Source organism: Achromobacter sp. D10 (assembly GCF_035282245.1).
GTDB classification, from domain to species: Bacteria; Pseudomonadota; Gammaproteobacteria; order Burkholderiales; family Burkholderiaceae_B; genus Achromobacter; species Achromobacter insolitus.
In genome coordinates this window covers 421431-439908 of record NZ_JAYJLE010000001.1, presented here as the reverse complement: position 1 = coordinate 439908, position 18478 = coordinate 421431, and the positions used below count along the sequence as shown (strand labels likewise).

Here is an 18478-nt window from a genome sequence, read left to right as displayed (position 1 = left end):
ATGCCCCAGACACTTGAAGTCATCGCCACCATCCTGTTCGCCGTGGCGGTTCTTCATACCTTCTCGGTTCCCTTTTTCGCGCGGCTTGCGCATCGTGGCGGACCGCACGCGGGCATCTGGCATCTGTTCTCCGAAGTCGAGGCCGTGTTCGGTGTCTGGGCCTTTGTGCTGATCGTCGCGATGGCGGCGCTGTCGGGCCCCTCGCACGCCATCGAGTACATGGACACGCGCAATTTCACCGAGCCGCTGTTCGTCTTCGTCATCATGGTGGTGGCTGCCAGCCGGCCGATCCTGGAGCTGGTAGGCATGCTGGTGCGTCTGGTGGCGCGTGTGCTGCCGCTGCCGCGCGAACTCGCCACCTTTTTCGTCGTTATGTCGCTGGTGCCGCTGGGCGGCTCCTTCATTACCGAACCCGCCGCGATGACGTTGGCCGCCATCCTGCTGCGCGATGCCTATTTCCGCAGCAGCGGACGAGCGGGCTTCAAGTATCTGACCCTCGGGGTGCTGTTCGTCAATGTGTCCATTGGCGGCGTGCTGACCTCCTATGCCGCGCCGCCGGTATTGATGGTGGCTTCCACTTTTGGCTGGGACTCGACCTTCATGGTCCAGCATTTCGGCTGGCGCGCCGCGATCGCCGTCTGCTTGAACGCGGCGCTCTTGACGTTCATCTGCCGCAAGGCGCTGCTGGAGCGCTCGGTGGGCACGGGCGGGGGCGTGGATGCGCCTGAAGGCAGCGACGCGCGCGGGCCTGTGCCGGTGCTGGTCATGCTGGTGCACCTGGGCTTCCTGGTCGCCGTGGTGCTCAGCGCGCATCATCCGGCCATCTTTCTGGGCCTCTTGATGATGTTCATCGGCTTTGCCGAAGCCTATAAGCGTTATCAGAGCCGCCTGATGATCAAAGAAGGCCTGATGGTGGGCTTTTTCCTCGCGGGGCTGGTGGTGCTGGGCGGCCTGCAGAAATGGTGGCTGCAGGATCTGCTGGGTGGCCTGGAGCCCTTTGTGCTGTTCTGGGGCGCGACGGCGCTCACGGCCATTACCGACAACGCCGCGCTGACCTACCTGGGTTCGCTGGTCGAGGGCACCAGCGAGGCCTGGCGCTACATGCTGGTGGCCGGCGCGGTCACCGGCGGGGGGCTGACCGTGATCGCCAACGCGCCCAACCCGGCTGGCTTCGCCATCCTGAAGAACCACTTCCCGGACGGCAGCATTTCGTCGGGGCGGCTGTTCCTGTCTGCCCTCGCGCCGACCCTGGTGGCGGCCGTCATGTTCCTGCTTCCCGTATAGGGCGGCAGCGCCGGCGGAGCCGCTGACGGAGCCCTTGCGGCGCGCCCCAAGGCGGTCCGCGGGGGGCGGACACCGGCCATTCACGAAAAACCGCTAAAATTCAAGACTTTCCCGTATTTTTTCCGGCCTCGCCCACCGGCCGCTTCCGTTCGGACCAGGTCCCCGACCCGATCCGGCCCCGGACCTTGCGTCTGGCGCCAGCGGCTTTTGGATAGCGGCTTTTTGATACGCCGGGCCCCCGCCTGGGAGCTTTAGATGCCCATTTACGCTTACAAGTGCAGCGCCTGCGGCCATGCCAAAGACGTCTTGCAGAAGATTTCCGATGCGCCGCTTTCGGTTTGTCCCGAATGCGGCCAAAGCACGTTCTCCAAGCAGGTGACCGCGGCTGGATTCCAGCTCAAGGGCTCCGGCTGGTATGTCACGGACTTCCGTGGCAACGGCAGCGGCGGCAGCCAGGGCGCGGCCTCGGCCAGTACGCCGGCGTCCGCTGAAAGCGCCGCGCCTGCCGCGGCGCCAGCAGCCCCGGCCGCTCCTGCGGCGCCCGCTGCCGGTAGCGCCGCCTCCTAGAGCACACGCGATGCGTATGCGCGTCATCAAGAAGTACTTCATCACCGGGCTGCTGATCTGGGTTCCCCTGGTCATCACGGTGTGGGTGCTGGGCTTGCTGGTCGCGACCCTGGAAGGGTTCGTGCCCGGCTTCCTGTCGTCCGAATCGCTATTCGGCATCGACATTCCCGGCTTCCGCTTCGTGCTGGTGGTGGTAGTGGTTCTTCTGACGGGCGTTTTCGCGGCCAACCTGATCGGCCGTACCATGGTGGACCAGTGGGAAAGCCTGCTGGGCCGCATTCCCTTGGTGCGTTCCATCTACAACTCGGTCAAGCAGGTCAGCGATACCGTGCTTGCGCCCAACGGCCAGGCGTTTCGCCGGGCGGTATTGGTGCAGTACCCGCGCGCAGGCAGCTGGACCATTGCTTTCGTTACCGGCACGCCCAGCGGCGAAGTGGCCGACCAGCTTCCCGGCGACCACATCAGCGTGTACGTGCCGACCACGCCGAATCCGACGTCCGGCTTCTTCCTGATGGTCCCGCGCGCAGACGCGATGGATCTTCAGATGAGCGTGGACGCGGCTTTGAAGTACATCGTTTCCATGGGCGTTGTCGCCCCGGTCCAGGCGGCGACGCCTGTGTCCCGGCCGGCCGCTCCCGTTCCGGCGCCCGACGTGCAAGACACGCCTCGCGCCGATTCGTAACCCTTACGCTACAACCAAGCACATAAACGGAGTCATCCCGCATGCGTACCTGCTACACCGGCCAGGTTTGCCGTGACCATCTCGGCCAGACCGTCACCCTGTACGGCTGGGTGAACCGCCGCCGCGACCACGGCGGGGTCATCTTCATCGACCTGCGCGACCGCGCGGGCCTGGCGCAGATCGTGTTCGATCCGGACAACGCCGCCTTCGCGACCGCGGAGCGCCTGCGCAACGAGTTCTGCATCCGCGTGACCGGCCTGGTGCGCGAGCGTCCGGCGGGCACCGCCAACGCCGAGCTGGCTTCGGGCGAAGTCGAAGTGCTCTGCAAGGAAGTCGAGATCCTGAACGCGTCGGTCACGCCGCCGTTCCAGCTGGACGACGACAACCTCTCGGAAACGACGCGCCTCACGCATCGCGTACTGGACCTGCGCCGTCCGCAGATGCAGCGCAACCTGATGCTGCGCTATCGCGTGTCCATCGAAGTGCGCAAGTTCCTGGACCAGCTGGGCTTCATCGACATCGAAACCCCGATGCTGACCAAGAGCACGCCTGAAGGCGCGCGCGACTATCTCGTGCCTTCGCGTGTGAACGCTGGCCACTTCTTCGCGCTGCCGCAGTCGCCGCAGCTCTTCAAGCAGATGCTGATGGTGTCCGGTTTCGACCGCTACTACCAGATCACCAAGTGCTTCCGCGACGAAGACCTGCGCGCTGACCGCCAGCCCGAATTCACCCAGATCGACTGCGAAACCTCGTTCCTGAACGAGTTCGAGATCCGTGAAATCTTCGAAAACATGATCCGCCACGTGTTCAAGGTGGTTCAGGACGTCGATCTGCCGACGCCGTTCCCGATCATGACCTGGACGGAAGCCATGCGCCGCTACGGTTCGGACAAGCCGGACCTGCGCGTGAACCTGGAATTCACCGACATGACCGACGTCATGCGCGATGTGGACTTCAAGGTGTTCGCCGCCGCCGCCACGGCGCCTGGCAGCCGCGTGGTCGCCCTGCGCGTGCCCGGTGGCGCCGAGATGTCGCGCAGCGAAATCGACAGCTACACCCAGTTCGTCGGCATTTACGGCGCCAAGGGCCTGGCCTACATCAAGGTCAACGAAGTGGCCAAGGGCCGCGACGGCCTGCAATCGCCCATCGTCAAGAACCTGCATGACGCTGCCCTGGCCGAACTGGTCAAGCGCACCGGCGCGCAGGACGGCGACATCATCTTCTTTGGCGCCGACCGCGAGAAGGTCGTCAACGACGCTATCGGCGCGCTGCGCGTGAAGATCGGCCACAGCGAGTTCGGCAAGAAGGCCGGCCTGTCCACCGCCGGCTGGATGCCGCTGTGGGTCGTCGACTTCCCGATGTTCGAGTACGACGAGGAAGATGGCCGCTACACCGCAGCCCACCACCCCTTCACCAGCCCGAAGGACGGCCACGAAGACTTCCTGGAATCCGATCCCAGCAAGGCTTTCGCGAAGGCCTACGACATGGTGCTCAACGGTTGGGAAATCGGCGGCGGCTCGGTCCGTATCCACCGTGAGGAAGTGCAGAGCAAGGTGTTCCGCGCGCTGAAGATCGGCGCCGAGGAAGCTCGCGAGAAGTTCGGCTTCCTGCTGGACGCGCTGCAATACGGCGCGCCTCCGCACGGCGGCATCGCCTTCGGCCTGGACCGCATCGTCACGATGATGACCGGCGCCGAATCGATCCGCGACGTAATTGCCTTCCCGAAGACCCAGCGCGCCCAGTGTCTCCTGACGCAAGCGCCGTCCGAGGTCGACGAGAAGCAACTGCGCGAGCTGCACATCCGCTTGCGGAACGTAGAGACGAAGTGATCCCCCCCGAAGCGCCGTAGGCGCTTCCCCCCCAGGGGGGCGCCGCTACGGACCGGCGGAGCCGGATCCGTGCGGCCTGGCTTGAGGGGCGTTGTGCGGCTGTGGCGTTCGTGCCTCGATTGGGCAGTTAAAGAAAGTAGTTGTTCCTGGAAAACGGGAGTGCGTCGCAGGCGCAGCAACTGTCTTCTGAATTGGAGTAATCTGGCAAACGCCGCTCGCTTATGGGCGGTGCCGGCCGGGTTTCTTTTTTGCTGCGGCTGGCGGTTCCCCAGCTTTGAAAGGCGCCATTTTCCATGTCGCTCATCCGCGTCGTCAGCTACAACATTCACAAGGGCCGCTCGGCATTGGGCCGGCGCGACTCCCTGAACGAATTGCGCCTGGGCCTGTATGGCCTGCGTCCGGATCTGGTCTTCCTGCAGGAAGTCCAGGGCCGAAATGAGCAGAAATCCCTGCTCGATGCCCAGCATGAGTCCCTGGCCGCCGCGTTGCGGCTGGACGTCGCCTATGGCCGCAACGCCGTCCGTCACGAGACCGACCACGGCAATGCGTTGCTGTCGCGCTTTCCCATTCTTGACCACGAAAACCAGGACATCTCCGATCACCGGCTCGAGCAGCGCGGCTTGCTGCATGCGCGCATCGAGCTCGACGGACGGGCGGTGCATTGCTTCGTCGTGCATCTGGGGTTGTTCGCTACCAGCCGCAGCCGCCAGATACTGGCGCTGACCGAACGCATCCGGCGCATGGTGCCGGACGGCGAGCCTATCCTGATCGCGGGCGACTTCAATGACTGGGGCGATCGCCTGGCGCCTCTGTTCGTGCAGCAGCTGGGTCTGTATGAAGTGTTCTCGCATGCTCCGCGCAGCCATGGCGGCGAACTGCCGCGTCTGCGGGATTCCGTGAAGCGGCTGAGCAACGCGCTGCGCGGGCTGCCCAATAGCGGCGTGTCCATCATGGAGCGCACCAACCAGCTCGGCATGGACGGCAATTCGCGACTGCTGCTGCCGCCGCCGCGCACTTTCCCGGCGGTGTTCCCGTGGTTCCGCCTGGACCGCATCTACCAGCGCGGCTTTGCCGTGCGCAGCGCCCGCGTGCTGCGCGGCCGCGAATGGGCCAGGCTTTCCGATCATTCTCCCTTGCTGGCCGAGCTGGAACTGCCGTGAGGGCTGAGCAGTCCAAGCTGGACTGGACGGAGGGCAACGACGTCCGGTTGCTCCAGAACGGCTCCGACTTCTTTCCCGCGTTGGTCGCGGCCATCGACGCTGCCCAGGTCAGCGTGCACCTGGAAACCTATATCTTCACGCCGGACCGCACCGGCTCCCTGGTATTGGACAGTCTGGAGGCGGCCGCGCGACGCGGGGTCAAGGTTCGCGTCGTGCTCGATGGCTTTGGCAGCGCTGGGTTCGTCGAGCCCTTGCGCACGCGGCTGACCAACGCCGGCGCGCAGTGCCGCATATTCCGTCCTGAGCCTCGCTGGTTCGCGCGCTACATTCCGTCGCGCAGCAGGCTGAGGCGCCTGCATCGCAAGGTTACGGTGGTGGACGGACGCATCGCCTTCATCGGCGGCATCAACATCATCGACGACTACGATGACCGAGACCCCACGGACGGCATTACCGGACCGCGCTTCGACTTCGCGGTGCAGGTGCAGGGACCGCTGGTCACCGAAGCCGCCTATGCCCAGGAACTGCTGTGGGTACGGTTGAACTGGGCGCGTCTGCGCCGCCATCCTCGTGATTGGAACCGCATGCGGCTGCTGAAGCCGCGGCATGCTGCCGTTGCGCCTTGCGGCAACCTGCGCGCCGCGCTGGTGCTGCGTGACAACCTGCGGTACCGCCAGACCTTTGAACGTGCCTACCTTTATGGCATCGCGCATGCCCGCCGCGATATCCTGATCGCCAACGCCTATTTCTTTCCCGGCCGGCAGTTCCGCCGCGCGCTGGCCAAGGCGGCCGCACGCGGCGTGCGCGTGCGCCTGTTGCTGCAGGGCAAGATCGAATACCGCATGCAGTACCACGCCACGCGCTCGCTGTACGACCAGCTGCTGCGTGACGGCATCGAGATCTACGAATACATGCCGAGCTACCTGCACGCAAAGGTGGCTGTCATCGACAACGTCGCGACCGTGGGTTCGTCCAATCTGGACCCGTTCAGCCTGCTGCTGGCGCGCGAAGCCAACGTGGTCGTCGACGACCAGCCGTTTTCCTGGGACCTGCAGGAACGGCTGGAGACCGCCATCCGCGAGGGGGGGCGCTTCATCCGGCCGCTGGAGTATCAGCGCCGGGGATGGTTGCGGCGCTGGGTCGACGCGGTTTCCTATACGTTGTTGCGCATTGGAGTGGCGCTGACGGGAACTTCCGACAAGTACTGAGCGCGGGCGCTGGAGTAGAATTCAGCACAAATTGCGCGAGTCGAGAACAGCTATGTCCGCGGTTGATTTTCGACGATGGGGACAGGGGAACGCGGTCATGAAAACAGTGGCAATCCTGCAGTCGAACTACGTGCCGTGGAAGGGATATTTTGACCTGATCGCGGCGGTGGACGAATTCGTTATTTATGATGAAGTCCAGTTCACCAAGAACGATTGGCGCAACAGGAACCAGATCAAGACGCCGCAGGGCATACAGTGGCTCTCAATTCCAGTTGGCTCGGATATCCAGCGGCGGATTTCCGAAGTGGAACTGCCTGCCGGCCCATGGGCCGAAAAGCACTGGAAAACCCTGGCTGCGAATTACGGACGTGCCCATTGTTTTGAAGACGTGGCGCGTTGGCTGAAGCCCTTGTACCTCGAGGGAGGTTATCAGCGTCTATCTGAATTGAACGTCGCGTTCATCAAGGCCATTTGCGCGTATCTAGGAATCAAAACGAAAATCAGCGATTCGGCGGATTTCGAGTATTCGGCCGGTAAAACCGGAAGGCTGGTCGGCCTATGCCGCCAGACGGGCGCCGACCGCTATCTATCGGGTCCTGCTGCCAAGGCCTATCTCGATGAAGGTGAGTTTGCTGCGGCAGGCGTCAGCGTTGCATGGTTCGATTACGCCGGGTATCCGGAATATCCTCAGTTATGGGGAAAATTCGAACATGGGGTTTCCATATTGGATCTGTTGTTCAACTGCGGCACAGAATCGTCCCAGTACATGAGATACGTGAAATGAAGCTCTCCGTTGTCGCCACCCTGTATCGGTCCGCGCCCTATATCGACGAATTCTGCCGCCGAGTCCGACTGGCTGCGAAAGACCATGCAGGCGATGACTATGAAATCATCCTGGTCAATGACGGCTCGCCTGACGATAGCCTGGAAATCGCCAGGCAGATCGCCTCCCTCGATACCAAGCTCGTGGTTGTGGACCTGTCGCGCAATTTCGGCCATCACAAGGCCATGATGACAGGCTTGGCGCATGCCAGCGGCGACGAGGTCTTTCTTATCGACACCGACCTTGAAGAGGCCCCCGAATGGCTTGCCGAATTTGCCGCCCTGCGCGCCGAGACCGACAGCGACGTGGTGTACGGGGTGCAGCGGCAACGCAAGGGAGCTTGGTTTGAACGGGTAACCGGCCGGCTGTTTTGGTATTCGCTGAAAAAGCTGACCGGCATGCCCTTGCCAGGTAACGTCACCACCGCGCGCCTGATGTCGCGGCGCTATGTGCAGGCCTTGTTGCAGCATCAAGAGCGCGAAGTCTTCATCGCAGGGCTTTGGTTCATCACCGGGTTCAGGCAATCGGCCTGCGAGGTCGACAAGCTGAGCAATTCGACCTCGACCTATACGCTGCGCAAGAAAATGTCCTTGCTCGTGAATTCGGTCACCGCGTTCAGCAACGCACCCCTGATCAGTATCTTCTACCTGGGATTGTTGATTTCCCTGGTGGCGGGGTGCTACATCGTCTTCCTGGTGCTGCGGTGGTGGCTGGAGGATACGTCCATGGCGGGCTGGACTTCGGTCATGGCTTCCATCTGGTTGCTGGGGGGGCTGCTGATGTCGTCACTGGGCGTGCTTGGCATCTACGTGGCCAAGATCTACACGGAAGCGAAGGGACGTCCGTACACGATAGTCCGCGATATCTATCGGAACGGCGCGCCATGAAAAGCGTGGTGTTTCTATGCTCGGGTGGCGGCGGCAACCTCAGGTTCGTGCAGGCGGCCATGCAGCGAGGGTGGTTGCCCGGCGGGCGGATCGTGGGCGTGCTGACCGACCGCGAATGCGGCGCCAGCGAATTTGCGCGCGGCAACGGCTTGTTTACGCGCTGCATGGATTTTTCGCGGTCAGGCCAGGCGGACGTGCAGCTTGAGCTCCGGCGCCTCGCGCCTGATGCGGTGGTGACGAATGTCCACAAGATCCTGACCCCGGATTTTGTCGCGGAATACGAGCACGCCTTGCTCAATCTGCACTATTCCCTGTTGCCGGCCTTTGGGGGGACCATTGGCGTCGAGCCCGTGCGGCGCGCGCTGGAGTACGGCGTCACGCTGCTGGGCGTGACCGCGCATCGGGTCTCGGCCGAAGTCGATGCGGGCCGGCCGCTGGCTCAGGCGGCGATCCCGGTCGAGGCCGGGGATGACGTCGATCACGTCATGGACCTGGTGTTCCGCGCCGGCTGCCTCGCCTTGCTGGAAGCCTTGAGAAGCCAACTGGGTATCGCCGGGCAGCCACGTGCACGCTTGCTGCGCCTGTGCGGCAGGGACGTCATGTTCAATCCCTTCGGGTCCTCCGGGGACGCATGGGCTGACGAAACGTTTTGGCAGGAAGTGAAGGCGCACACCGCAGCGGAACCGCCCTCGTGCTGAATCCGGACCGACGTGCCGGACGATCCGGCTACCGCTTCCAGTTGCTGCGCTATGCCTTGGTCGGGCTGGTGAGCAATGCCCTGGGATATGCGGTCTATCTGCTGGTCACGCACCTGGGTATGGCGCCCAAGATTACGGTGACGCTTCTCTATGCGGTAACGGCGGCATTGGCATTTTTTGGAAACCGTCGCCTGACCTTCCAGAGCAACGGCCGTATCCTGGGGCCCGCACTACGGTATGTGCTGGCCCACGGCGTGGGATACCTGATCAATATTGGCTTGCTGGCGTTTTTTGCCGATCGCCTTGGCATATCGCATCAGTGGGTCCAGTTGGCCGCCGTCTTCATCGTGGCGGGATTCATGTTCTGCGCGCTTCGCTGGTTCGTGTTCGCCGACAAGGCGAAAGGATAGATGGGATGAAGCAATGTCTGACCTGCGGTGCCGCGTTTTCCCGCGATGAACCAGGGTGTCCGTCGTGCCACGCCAAACCCGTAGTGGTGGATGGTTTTGAAGCATACGCGCCGGAGCTCGCCCGCGAGGGCGGAGGCTTCAAGGAAAGCCATTTCGCTGAACTCGCGAGCCTCGAGGAAGGACATTTCTGGTTTGAGGCGCGAAACGAACTGATCGCCTGGGCGATTGAAAAGTACTGCCCGGCGCGAGACAACTTCCTCGAAATCGGATGCGGCACGGGTTTTGTACTGGCCGGCATGGCCAAGCGGTTTGCATTCGGAAAAATGCTTGGTAGCGAGATTTTTTCCCAGGGACTGCATTTCGCTGCACAGCGCGTGCAGCAGGCCGCTTTTATCCAGATGGATGCCCGCAAAATCCCATTTCGCGAGGAATTCGATGTTATCGGCGCGTTCGATGTCCTGGAGCACATCCAGGAAGATGAAGCCGTCCTGCAGCAGATTCGCCAGGCGCTCAAGCCGCAGGGCATGTTATTGCTGACGGTGCCGCAGCACGACTGGCTGTGGAGCCCCAGCGACGATTATGCTTGCCATGTCCGCCGCTACTCATCCAGGGATTGCCATGCCAAGCTGCGTGCCGCAGGATTCCACATCGTGCGCAGCACCTCCTTCGTCTCCTTGTTGTTGCCCTTGATGATGATGTCCCGCCTGAAGAAGCGGAAACAGGGAGGCGAGTTCGACGCTGCCGACGAGTTCAAGCTTTCTCCGGGGTTGAACGCCATGCTGTACCGCGTGATGAAGGGAGAGGCCTCGCTGATCAGGGCGGGTGTCGATTTTGCGGCGGGCGGATCCCGCTTCGTGATTGCTCAACGGATTGAATAGCGATGAAGGCGATTATTCTTGCGGGCGGAACCGGCTCCAGGCTGTATCCGCTGACTCAGGTAACCAGCAAACAGTTGCAGGCGGTCTTCGACAAACCGATGATTTACTACCCCCTGACCGTTCTCATCGCCGCGGGGGTGCGCGAATTCTGTCTAATCTCCACACCGCAGGACCTGCCCAAATTCGAGAATCTTCTTGAAGATGGCCGCAAGTGGGGAATCAGTATCGAATACCGGGAGCAGGCCAGACCGGAAGGCATTGCGCAAGCGTTCCTTATCGCCGAGGATTTCATCGCGGGAGAGGATGTGGTGCTCATGCTGGGCGACAACATCTTTTCCGGAGGCGGCGATTTCCCGCGTGCCATGGCGGAGTTCCGCGATGGCGCCGCGATCTTCGCCTATCACGTGCGAGATCCCGAACGCTATGGAGTCGTGGAATTCGACGCGAAGGGCAACGCTCTTTCGCTCGAGGAAAAGCCCGTGAAGCCTCGTAGCAGCTATGCCGTGCCGGGCGTGTATATCTACGATAAGAACGTCGTGGACATCGCGAGAGGACTGAAGCCATCGCCTCGCGGTGAACTCGAGATCACCGATGTCAATATCGAGTATCTGCGTCGGGGAAAACTCAAGGTGAACCGGCTCAGCCGGGGCTTTGCCTGGCTGGATGCCGGCACCAGTTCTGCGCTGCAGGAAGCGTCCGCCTACATCGAGGCAGTCGAACGCCGCCAGGGCGTCAAGATCGGCTGCCCCGAAGAAGCGGCGCTTGTTCGCGGATTCCTCAGTCTGGCAGCATTTGAAAAATTGGTGAACGAATTGCCCAATTGCCAATATCGGGACTACCTGCGTAGCGTCGCGGACGAAACCAAACGATTTGGAGGCGCACAATGAGCGCGCAGCGGCTTGATTTCAACAAGCCCTACCTGACAGGCAAGGAAGCCGAATACATCGCCCAGGCGCTGGCCAACCAGAAGCTGGCGGGCGATGGCGCATTCACCAAGTTGTGCCACGACTGGTTCGAGCAGCACGTGGGATGCGCCCGAGGCTTGCTGACGCACTCCTGCACCGCCAGCCTGGAAATGTCCGCCATGCTTTGTGACGTGGGGCCGGGCGACGAGGTGATCATGCCCTCGTATACCTTTGCGTCCACGGCGAATGCATTTGCCTTGCGCGGCGCGGTGCCGGTGTTCGTCGACGTGCGCCAGGACACGATGAATCTGGACGAAATGCTCCTGGAGCAAGCCATTACTCCGCGGACGAAGGTGATCGTGCCGGTGCATTACGCCGGCGTCGCCTGCGAAATGGACACACTGCTGGCCATCGCGGCGCAACATGGAATCCGGGTGGTTGAGGATGCGGCGCAGGGCATCATGGCCAGTTACAAAGGTCGTCCACTAGGCAGTCTTGGCGATCTTGGCACGTTCAGTTTCCATGAAACCAAGAACGTGATTTCGGGGGAAGGCGGGGCGCTGCTCGTCAATCATCCCGATCTGGCGCTGCGGGCCGAGATCATCCGTGAAAAAGGGACGGACAGGAGCCGCTTCTTCCGCGGCGAGGTGGACAAATACACTTGGCAGGAAGCGGGCTCTTCCTATCTGCCAAGCGAGCTGATCGCCGCGTTTCTCTGGGCCCAGCTGGAGTCCGCACGGGACATCACGCAACAGCGCTTGGCGATCTGGGACCGCTATCATGCGGCGCTGGCGCCTATGGAGGCCCAGGAACGGTTGCGCCGGCCCATCGTGCCGGAAGGCTGCGAGCACAATGCGCACATGTACTACGTGTTGCTGCCTGCGACCGTCAGCCGCCGCGAGGTGATCGAGGAGTTCCGGGCACGCCAGATCTATCCCGTCTCCCACTACGTTCCTCTGCACTCCGCGCCCGCAGGTCTTCGTTATGGGCGTGCGGCCGGCAGCATGGCGGTCACCGACGATTATTCCGAGCGGCTGCTGCGCTTGCCGTTCTGGGTGGGTTTGACGGCCGCCCAGCAGGATCTGGTGGTCGAGGTGCTGGACGCCGCGTTGCGGAAACGGATCTAACCCGCTCGAGGACGGAAGCGCAATAGGCCCAGCGCCAGCGCGGTGCCTGCCAGGATGATCGCGGCGCCCGCCGCGATGGATGGCGTGATGCGCTCGTCCAGGAACCACGAGCCCCACAGCACCCCGAAGATCGGCACGAGAAACGTCACGCTGACGGCGCCGGTCGGGCCGACGTTGGCGATCAATCGGAAAAAGATGATGTAGGCCGCGCCCGTGCACACCACGGCCAGCAGAATGGTGGCGATCCAGGCTTGCATGGAGGCGGGAGCCTCGGGCCAATGGGTGACCGCCATGGGTAGCAATACCAGCGTCGCGCCTATCATGCTGCCGGTGGCGTTGGCCAGGGCATCCACGCCCGTCAGGAAGCGTTTGGTCCAGTTGGCGGCGATGCCGTAGAACACCGGCGCCGACACGGCGGCCAAGACCGCGGGCCCCGTACCGCCGTCGTTGAAATTCAGCTTGTCCCATACCAGCACTACGATGCCCACCACGCCGATCATCAGGCCCAGGGAGCGGGTCCAGGCAAGCTTGTCCTTGAGCCACAGCCAGCCGATGACCGCGCCCCAGACGGGCGTCACGGCATTGGCTACCGACAGGAACCCGGCGCCCAGCGATTGCGCGGCATAGGCAAACAGCAGGAACGGCACGGCTGCGTTAAGCACGCCCACCATCAGCAAGGCCTTCCAGTGCCGTGCGATGACGGGCAGCTTGCCCCGCCACAGCGCGGCGGGTAGCAAGACCAGTGCCGCCAGGCCAACGCGCAGCTCGATCAGGGCGATCGGCCCGAACTCCGGCACTGCCAGGCGCATGAACAGGAAGGAGCCGCCCCAGACGGCGGCCAGGAGCAGCAGATCCAGCAGGTTACGTTGACGCATGGTCAGTCCCGTCGGGGGCTCATTTGCGGTTTGCGGTCAGGTTTTTCATCTTGACGCGGTGCGCCAGCAGGGCGCAGCTCAGGGACAGGACGATACAGAGCACCAGGCCCGCGCGCACTCCGTTTAGTACCGTGCTATGGGAAATAATGATGCCGACCACGGCCGTTCCCAGCGCGCTGCCGATGGCGCGGGTGGTCTGGACCAGCGCCGAAGCCACGCCCACGTCGCGCCGCTCGCTCAGCATCTGCATGAACAGGGTCAGGTTCGGCAACAGGAAGCCGAGTGCACAGCCGTTGACAAAGAAGGCAGCCAGAATCCACCAGGCGGAGGTGCCCGGCGAGATCAGCAGCACCATCAGCGCGCCGGCCGCCAGCAGGCAGGCGCCGAACACCATCAAGCGCTGCGGTTCGGTCTGCTTGGGGAACAAACGGCCATTGATAATGCTGCCCACAGAAATGGCGGCCACAAGCGGGGTGAGCAAGAGCCCGGCTTCGCTGGGGGTGTAGTTAAGCACCTGTTGCAGCAACAGCGGGCTATAGAAGATCAGGACGAACATGACGGCGCCCACCATCATCGCCGCCAGATTCAACAGCCGGGATTCCGCGCCGCCCAGCACGCGTAGCGGGAAGATGGGGGACTTTACGCGGCGTTCCGTGGGGATGAGGATGGCGATGGCCGCGACGCCGACTATGGCCAGCGCCAATCCGAGCATGGGCTGGGCATGGTCGCCGCTGGCGAAGGCGAGCTCCAGCGCGGCCAGCGGCGCCCCTACTGCGAGGACCAGCAGGATGGCGCCCAGCCAGTCGATCTTGCGGCTGCCATCATGGATGGGCCGGATGCGCGGGAAGTAACGGGCCAGCAGGAAGAACGCGCCCGCCGCCGCGATCGGCGCAATGAAAAAGGCCGCCCGCCAGCCCAGTGCCTGCGTGGCCGCTCCCCCCAGCACCGGGCCAATGCCGCTGGCCATGGCGAACGCCGCCGACACCAGCGCCATCCAGCGCACCCGCTGCTTGGCGTCGGGGAACAAGTCCGCCGGCGCGGCGAATGCGGTCGCGATCATCATGCCGCCGCCTATGCCCTGCAGCGACCGGAAAATGATCAACTGCATCATGCTTTGCGACAGGCCACAGGCGATCGAGCCCAGCGCCACGATCAAAACCGATAGCAACATCAAGGGCTTGCGGCCGAACATGTCGCCCAGGCGGCCGAATATCAGGATGGACGCGGCGGTAGCCAGCAGGTAGCCCGTTCCGACCCAGGCGTAAAGGGCCATGCCATTCAGCGCCTCGGCCACGCGCGGCAGGGTGGTGCTGATGATGGTGGAATCCAGCGCGGCCAGTACAACCGTCGCCGAAACCCCCGCCATGCCCATCAGCAGGTCACGTCGTGTATGGGCGGGGGCGGAGGCGGTTGGCGGGGGTGATTCAGGTGGCGGCGTCATGCCGCAGAGCATATCACCGGCGCGTCAGGGATTTCACTTATAGAAGGTGTGGTAACCCCAGAAAACCGCGATGACCAGAACCACCATGATCCAGGACCAGCGCGAATTGGACAGGCCGCGCGGCTCCGGTTCGGGGGGAGGGGGAGGCGGCGCCAGGCGGGGCTGGGCGGCCATGTAATCGATGAAGGCGGCGAAGAATTTTTCAATGATCTTTTCGCCGGCCTTCAGTACCAGGCCCTCGCCGCATTCGGCCAGCTTGCCGCCGGTCATGCCGGCCACCGTGTAGGCGACGCGGGTGCCCTGATCCTTGGTGCTGAGGTTGACCTGGGCGGTGCCGATGGCCAGGCAGGCGGCGCGGCCCTTGCCCTCGAATACCAGGGTGCAACTGTCGGGGGGATTGACGTCCGAGAGCAGGATTTCGCCCTCGTAGTCGGTGTCCAGGCCGGCAATCTTTGCCCGGAGGGTGACTGCGTACTCCGTGTCGCTGCGCTTGTCGACAGCGATGCATCCGGGAATACATCGCTGCAGCACGGCCGGATCTGTCAGAGCGTCCCAAGTCTGATGCTGGGTTGAAGGAATCCACTGGGCATCTGCAATGCGCATGGCTGTCTCCTTGCTTGGTACAGTCTCGCTTTCATTGTGGACCCAATTCGCGCAAAACGCCAATATCGGCCTTTTTGCCTCTGGACTCTCGTCGAATCCATCAGGGATGCGCAGAGTAGAATCAAGCTCTGTCCGCCATCCACAGCCGGCGCTCCTTTTCCCCTGTAATACCCATGACTATCCTAGTTACCGGAGGTGCTGGCTTTATCGGAGCCAACTTTGTGCTCGATTGGCTGGCCCGCACCGACGAACCCGTAATCAACCTGGACAAGCTTACCTACGCGGGCAACCCGCAGAGCCTGCAGGCGCTGGACGGGGATAAGCGGCATGAGTTGATCGTCGGCGACATATGCGATGCCTCGCTGGTCGGCAGTCTGTTGAAACAGCATCGACCGAGGGCCATCATCAACCTGGCGGCGGAATCCCATGTGGACCGTTCCATACATGGGCCAGAAGCGTTCATCCAGACCAATATCGTCGGCACGTTCCGGTTGCTGGAATCGGTGAGGGCCTACTGGAACGAACTGGATCCGGCAGCGCGCGCCGAATTTCGCTTCCTGCACGTATCTACCGATGAGGTCTATGGTTCGTTGCCGGAGGACGGCAATGGCTTTACTGAAACCCATCGGTACGAGCCCAACAGTCCATATTCGGCAAGCAAGGCTGCCAGCGATCATCTGGTGCGCGCCTATCACCACACCTACGGCCTGCCGCTGCTGACGACTAACTGTTCCAACAACTATGGCCCTTTCCAATTCCCGGAGAAGCTGATTCCCCTGGTGATCGCCAACGCGTTGGCCGGAAAGCCCCTGCCCGTTTATGGCGATGGCCGGCAGGTGCGTGATTGGTTGTACGTGACTGACCATTGCAGCGGCCTGCGCCGTGTGCTCGAAGCGGGCCGTGTTGGGGAAACCTACAACATCGGCGGCGAGAACGAGCATCCCAACCTGGATATCGTCACGGCTGTATGCGCTCTATTGGACGTGTTGCGGCCTCGGGCGGATGGCATTCCGTACAAGCAGCAGATCACCTTCGTGCAGGATCGGCCCGGCCATGACCGCCGTTACGCGATCGATGCCTCCAAAATCAATAAAGAGCTCAACTGGCGGCCGGCGGAAACCTTTGAAACCGGACTGCGCAAGACCGTGCAATGGTATCTGGACCACGAGCAATGGGTGCGGGACATCATCACCGGAGCCCATCATCGCAGCTGGGTCGAGAAGCACTATGCGCGTTAACGGAAACCGGCAAGGCCAAATGTCCCGGCCGGCTGCAATGCAACCATCTCGATAAAGCCGACGATGCTGATAGCCCGTGGCATGCAACTGGGAGCAGGCGCCGTTACGGCGGCATTGCTGGGGTGGGTCCTGTGGGCTTGCGGCCGAGGCTTTGATTTCACGGACGAAAGCCTGTACCTGATCTGGCTGCATAGTCCGCACGCATACGCGGCCTCGGTCACGCAATTCGGTTTTGTGTACCACCCCTTGGACTGGCTGCTCGGGGGAGACATCGCCTTGCTCCGGCGGGCAAACGTGTTGTTGACCTGGGGGCTGGCGTGGGCGGCGGCATACCTGTTTCTGTCGTCGATGTTGAATGAGCAGGCCACCAAAACCACTCGGCTGGTCATCAGTGCCGTATTTGCAGGCTCCAGCCTGATTTTCTTCCAGCTTTGGCTGCCGTCTCCCAGCTACAACAGCTTGACGTTCCAAGCGATTCTGGTGGCGTTCAGCGGCCTTCTGCTGGCCGACCGCAGGCGCGCGCGCACAAGCGACGCGGGATGGCTGCTGGTGGCATTGGGCGGGTGGATGGCATTCATGGCCAAGCCCACCACCGCGCTCGCCCTGGCGGTGCTTTGTGCCGTGTATTTACTGTGCGCTCGCAAATTGAGCCTGCGCGGAGCGATCATCAGCCTGCTCGGCGCCGCGGTGTTGCTCGTCGTGAGCGCTTGGTTGATCGACGGCTCCGTACAGGGCTTCATTCAGCGGATCCGGTCCGGCCTGGCGCTGGCGCAGGCGCTGGGTGGAGGCCATGAATTCGGCAAGATGCTGCGCGTGGATCCCATTTTCCTGCCAGATCCGTTGACCCAGTCCATCTTGGCGGCGGGCGCTGCGGCCGCGATCGTTGCGTTTCTGGTCGGGGCGACGGGGTGGTTCAGCCAAGCGGTGGGCGCGCTGGCGCTGCTGGTGGCTTTGGTCTACGCAGTCGGGCTGGCGTGGGGCTGGCTTCCCGCGCAGGATTTTGGCAAATTCCAGGGCATGGCGGTGCTGGCGGCGCCCTTGTCCGGCCTGGGCGTATTCGCCGCGCGCGGGCTCATGGGCCATTGGCAGGCATTGCAGCTGAAGAAATGGGCATTGCTCTTGCTGTGTGCCATGCTGCCGTTTGCCTATGCGTTCGGAACCAACAACAACTACTGGGTCGGCGCTGCGGCCACCGGCTATTTCTGGCTGTTGGCGGGAGCAGGATTATGGGGCCTGACCAAGCCCAGAGCGGGGGCCTGGGTCAGCCTGTTGCCGATGGGGGCGATTGCGCTGGTTGTAGCGGCCTTGCTGCTGCAACTGGCCATGGACAGGCCTTATCGGCAGCTCGAGGCACTGCGTACGAATGTGCATCCTACCGTGCTGGGACCGGGCGGGGGATCTTCCTTGCTGCTTTCCGAAGCCGACCATCGTTACATAGAACAATTCAAGCAGGCAGCCGCCAAGGCGGGGTTTTCCGCCGGCACGCCGATGATAGATCTGACGGGCCGTGCCCCCGGCGTGCTGTACGCGGGGGGCGCACTCAACGTGGGGCAGCCATGGCTGATCGGCGGATATCCGGGGAGCCTCGGCTTCGTATCGCAGGCCCTGGATTCCGTTTCGTGTGAAGTGCTGGCTTCGTCCTGGTTGCTGCTTGAGCCGGAGTCGCCACGCGCGATTCCACAGGCCGTGCTGGCCCGATATGGCGCCGACGCCGTGATGGACTATGTGCCGGTGGGTGAAATCGTCAGGCAAGCGGACGCTGCGCACGCCGATGAGGCCCGGCGCCAGCAAGTGCTCAAGCCCTCGCGCGACACGGCGGCCGCGGTGCGCGCTTGCGTCGCAGCGAAGGCCGCGCGCTAGGAA

At 62.9% G+C, this 18478-nt stretch carries 18 protein-coding genes; 15 read left to right on the top strand and 3 right to left on the bottom strand.

Going from position 1 to position 18478, the window contains the following annotated elements; translation table 11 throughout:
* The 13 genes from VCS63_RS02110 (at position 1) to rffA (ending at position 12458) form a co-directional block, all read left to right on the top strand.
* A complete protein-coding gene (locus VCS63_RS02110; protein ID WP_042795975.1) occupies positions 1-1284 on the top strand; it encodes a putative Na+/H+ antiporter in 1284 nt (427 codons plus the stop codon).
* A 255-nt stretch (positions 1285-1539) separates the two neighbouring features.
* Entirely contained in the window at positions 1540-1851 is a 312-nt protein-coding gene (locus tag VCS63_RS02105) for an FmdB family zinc ribbon protein (RefSeq protein WP_042795976.1), read from the top strand.
* A gap of 16 nt (positions 1852-1867) precedes the next feature.
* Positions 1868-2533, top strand: coding sequence for a DUF502 domain-containing protein (locus VCS63_RS02100; protein ID WP_042795977.1), 666 nt, complete (start codon positions 1868-1870; stop codon positions 2531-2533).
* Positions 2534-2574: 41 nt separating this feature from the next.
* Positions 2575-4362: an aspartate--tRNA ligase gene (aspS, locus tag VCS63_RS02095; RefSeq protein ID WP_042795978.1), complete on the top strand. Its 1788-nt coding sequence runs from the start codon at positions 2575-2577 to the stop codon at positions 4360-4362.
* A 293-nt stretch (positions 4363-4655) separates the two neighbouring features.
* Complete coding sequence (locus tag VCS63_RS02090; protein ID WP_042795979.1) at positions 4656-5522, top strand: endonuclease/exonuclease/phosphatase family protein; 867 nt, start codon at positions 4656-4658, stop codon at positions 5520-5522.
* Positions 5519-6730: a cardiolipin synthase ClsB gene (gene clsB / locus VCS63_RS02085; protein ID WP_063641503.1), complete on the top strand. Its 1212-nt coding sequence runs from the start codon at positions 5519-5521 to the stop codon at positions 6728-6730. The genes VCS63_RS02090 and clsB overlap by 4 nt, the downstream gene beginning before the upstream one ends.
* 97 nt (positions 6731-6827) lie before the next feature.
* Positions 6828-7514, top strand: a complete 687-nt coding sequence (locus VCS63_RS02080; RefSeq protein ID WP_042795980.1) for a WbqC family protein — start codon at positions 6828-6830, stop codon at positions 7512-7514.
* Positions 7511-8440, top strand: coding sequence for a glycosyltransferase family 2 protein (locus tag VCS63_RS02075; protein ID WP_063641502.1), 930 nt, complete (start codon positions 7511-7513; stop codon positions 8438-8440). Before VCS63_RS02080 ends, VCS63_RS02075 begins: the two co-directional genes overlap by 4 nt.
* The gene (purN, locus tag VCS63_RS02070) at positions 8437-9138 is read left to right on the top strand and encodes a phosphoribosylglycinamide formyltransferase (protein WP_063961417.1); all 702 of its coding nucleotides are present in this window, start codon (positions 8437-8439) and stop codon (positions 9136-9138) included. The genes VCS63_RS02075 and purN overlap by 4 nt, the downstream gene beginning before the upstream one ends.
* Positions 9132-9548, top strand: a complete 417-nt coding sequence (locus VCS63_RS02065; protein WP_063961416.1) for a GtrA family protein — start codon at positions 9132-9134, stop codon at positions 9546-9548. The genes purN and VCS63_RS02065 overlap by 7 nt, the downstream gene beginning before the upstream one ends.
* A gap of 5 nt (positions 9549-9553) precedes the next feature.
* Entirely contained in the window at positions 9554-10426 is an 873-nt protein-coding gene (locus VCS63_RS02060) for a class I SAM-dependent methyltransferase (protein WP_082900633.1), read from the top strand.
* A 2-nt stretch (positions 10427-10428) separates the two neighbouring features.
* Complete coding sequence (rfbA, locus tag VCS63_RS02055) at positions 10429-11313, top strand: glucose-1-phosphate thymidylyltransferase RfbA (protein WP_042795982.1); 885 nt, start codon at positions 10429-10431, stop codon at positions 11311-11313.
* Positions 11310-12458 (top strand): dTDP-4-amino-4,6-dideoxygalactose transaminase, encoded by a 1149-nt coding sequence (gene rffA / locus VCS63_RS02050; protein WP_175198712.1) that lies wholly within the window; start codon positions 11310-11312, stop codon positions 12456-12458. Before rfbA ends, rffA begins: the two co-directional genes overlap by 4 nt.
* Here rffA and VCS63_RS02045 read toward each other — a convergent pair.
* The 3 genes from VCS63_RS02045 to VCS63_RS02035 all read right to left on the bottom strand — a co-directional run bounded on the left by VCS63_RS02045 (position 12455) and on the right by VCS63_RS02035 (position 15377).
* On the bottom strand, positions 12455-13333 hold the full coding sequence (locus VCS63_RS02045) for a DMT family transporter (RefSeq protein ID WP_042795984.1): 879 nt from the start codon (positions 13331-13333) through the stop codon (positions 12455-12457). The genes rffA and VCS63_RS02045 overlap by 4 nt on opposite strands.
* A 19-nt stretch (positions 13334-13352) precedes the next feature.
* Positions 13353-14705: an MFS transporter gene (locus tag VCS63_RS02040; protein WP_042795985.1), complete on the bottom strand. Its 1353-nt coding sequence runs from the start codon at positions 14703-14705 to the stop codon at positions 13353-13355.
* A gap of 102 nt (positions 14706-14807) precedes the next feature.
* On the bottom strand, positions 14808-15377 hold the full coding sequence (locus VCS63_RS02035) for an SRPBCC family protein (protein WP_063641497.1): 570 nt from the start codon (positions 15375-15377) through the stop codon (positions 14808-14810).
* Positions 15378-15550: 173 nt separating this feature from the next.
* Here VCS63_RS02035 and rfbB point away from each other — a divergent pair, with 173 nt between their 5' ends.
* Positions 15551-16615 carry a dTDP-glucose 4,6-dehydratase gene (gene rfbB / locus VCS63_RS02030; protein ID WP_042795986.1) on the top strand — a complete coding sequence of 355 codons (1065 nt, stop codon included), beginning with the start codon at positions 15551-15553 and terminating at the stop codon, positions 16613-16615.
* Between the two features lie 63 nt (positions 16616-16678).
* Complete coding sequence (locus VCS63_RS02025; protein WP_323878123.1) at positions 16679-18475, top strand: hypothetical protein; 1797 nt, start codon at positions 16679-16681, stop codon at positions 18473-18475.
* The last annotated feature ends 3 nt before the right edge of the window (positions 18476-18478 follow it).

Coding starts and splice junctions, on each gene's coding strand:
- VCS63_RS02110 (WP_042795975.1), top strand. CDS start 1: ATGCCCCAGACACTTGAAGTCATCGCCACCATCCTGTTCGCCGTGGCG.
- VCS63_RS02105 (WP_042795976.1), top strand. CDS start 1,540: ATGCCCATTTACGCTTACAAGTGCAGCGCCTGCGGCCATGCCAAAGAC.
- VCS63_RS02100 (WP_042795977.1), top strand. CDS start 1,868: ATGCGCGTCATCAAGAAGTACTTCATCACCGGGCTGCTGATCTGGGTT.
- aspS (WP_042795978.1), top strand. CDS start 2,575: ATGCGTACCTGCTACACCGGCCAGGTTTGCCGTGACCATCTCGGCCAG.
- VCS63_RS02090 (WP_042795979.1), top strand. CDS start 4,656: ATGTCGCTCATCCGCGTCGTCAGCTACAACATTCACAAGGGCCGCTCG.
- VCS63_RS02080 (WP_042795980.1), top strand. CDS start 6,828: ATGAAAACAGTGGCAATCCTGCAGTCGAACTACGTGCCGTGGAAGGGA.
- VCS63_RS02075 (WP_063641502.1), top strand. CDS start 7,511: ATGAAGCTCTCCGTTGTCGCCACCCTGTATCGGTCCGCGCCCTATATC.
- purN (WP_063961417.1), top strand. CDS start 8,437: ATGAAAAGCGTGGTGTTTCTATGCTCGGGTGGCGGCGGCAACCTCAGG.
- VCS63_RS02060 (WP_082900633.1), top strand. CDS start 9,554: ATGAAGCAATGTCTGACCTGCGGTGCCGCGTTTTCCCGCGATGAACCA.
- rfbA (WP_042795982.1), top strand. CDS start 10,429: ATGAAGGCGATTATTCTTGCGGGCGGAACCGGCTCCAGGCTGTATCCG.
- rffA (WP_175198712.1), top strand. CDS start 11,310: ATGAGCGCGCAGCGGCTTGATTTCAACAAGCCCTACCTGACAGGCAAG.
- VCS63_RS02045 (WP_042795984.1), bottom strand. CDS start 13,333: ATGCGTCAACGTAACCTGCTGGATCTGCTGCTCCTGGCCGCCGTCTGG.
- VCS63_RS02040 (WP_042795985.1), bottom strand. CDS start 14,705: ATGGGCATGGCGGGGGTTTCGGCGACGGTTGTACTGGCCGCGCTGGAT.
- VCS63_RS02035 (WP_063641497.1), bottom strand. CDS start 15,377: ATGCGCATTGCAGATGCCCAGTGGATTCCTTCAACCCAGCATCAGACT.
- rfbB (WP_042795986.1), top strand. CDS start 15,551: ATGACTATCCTAGTTACCGGAGGTGCTGGCTTTATCGGAGCCAACTTT.
- VCS63_RS02025 (WP_323878123.1), top strand. CDS start 16,679: ATGCTGATAGCCCGTGGCATGCAACTGGGAGCAGGCGCCGTTACGGCG.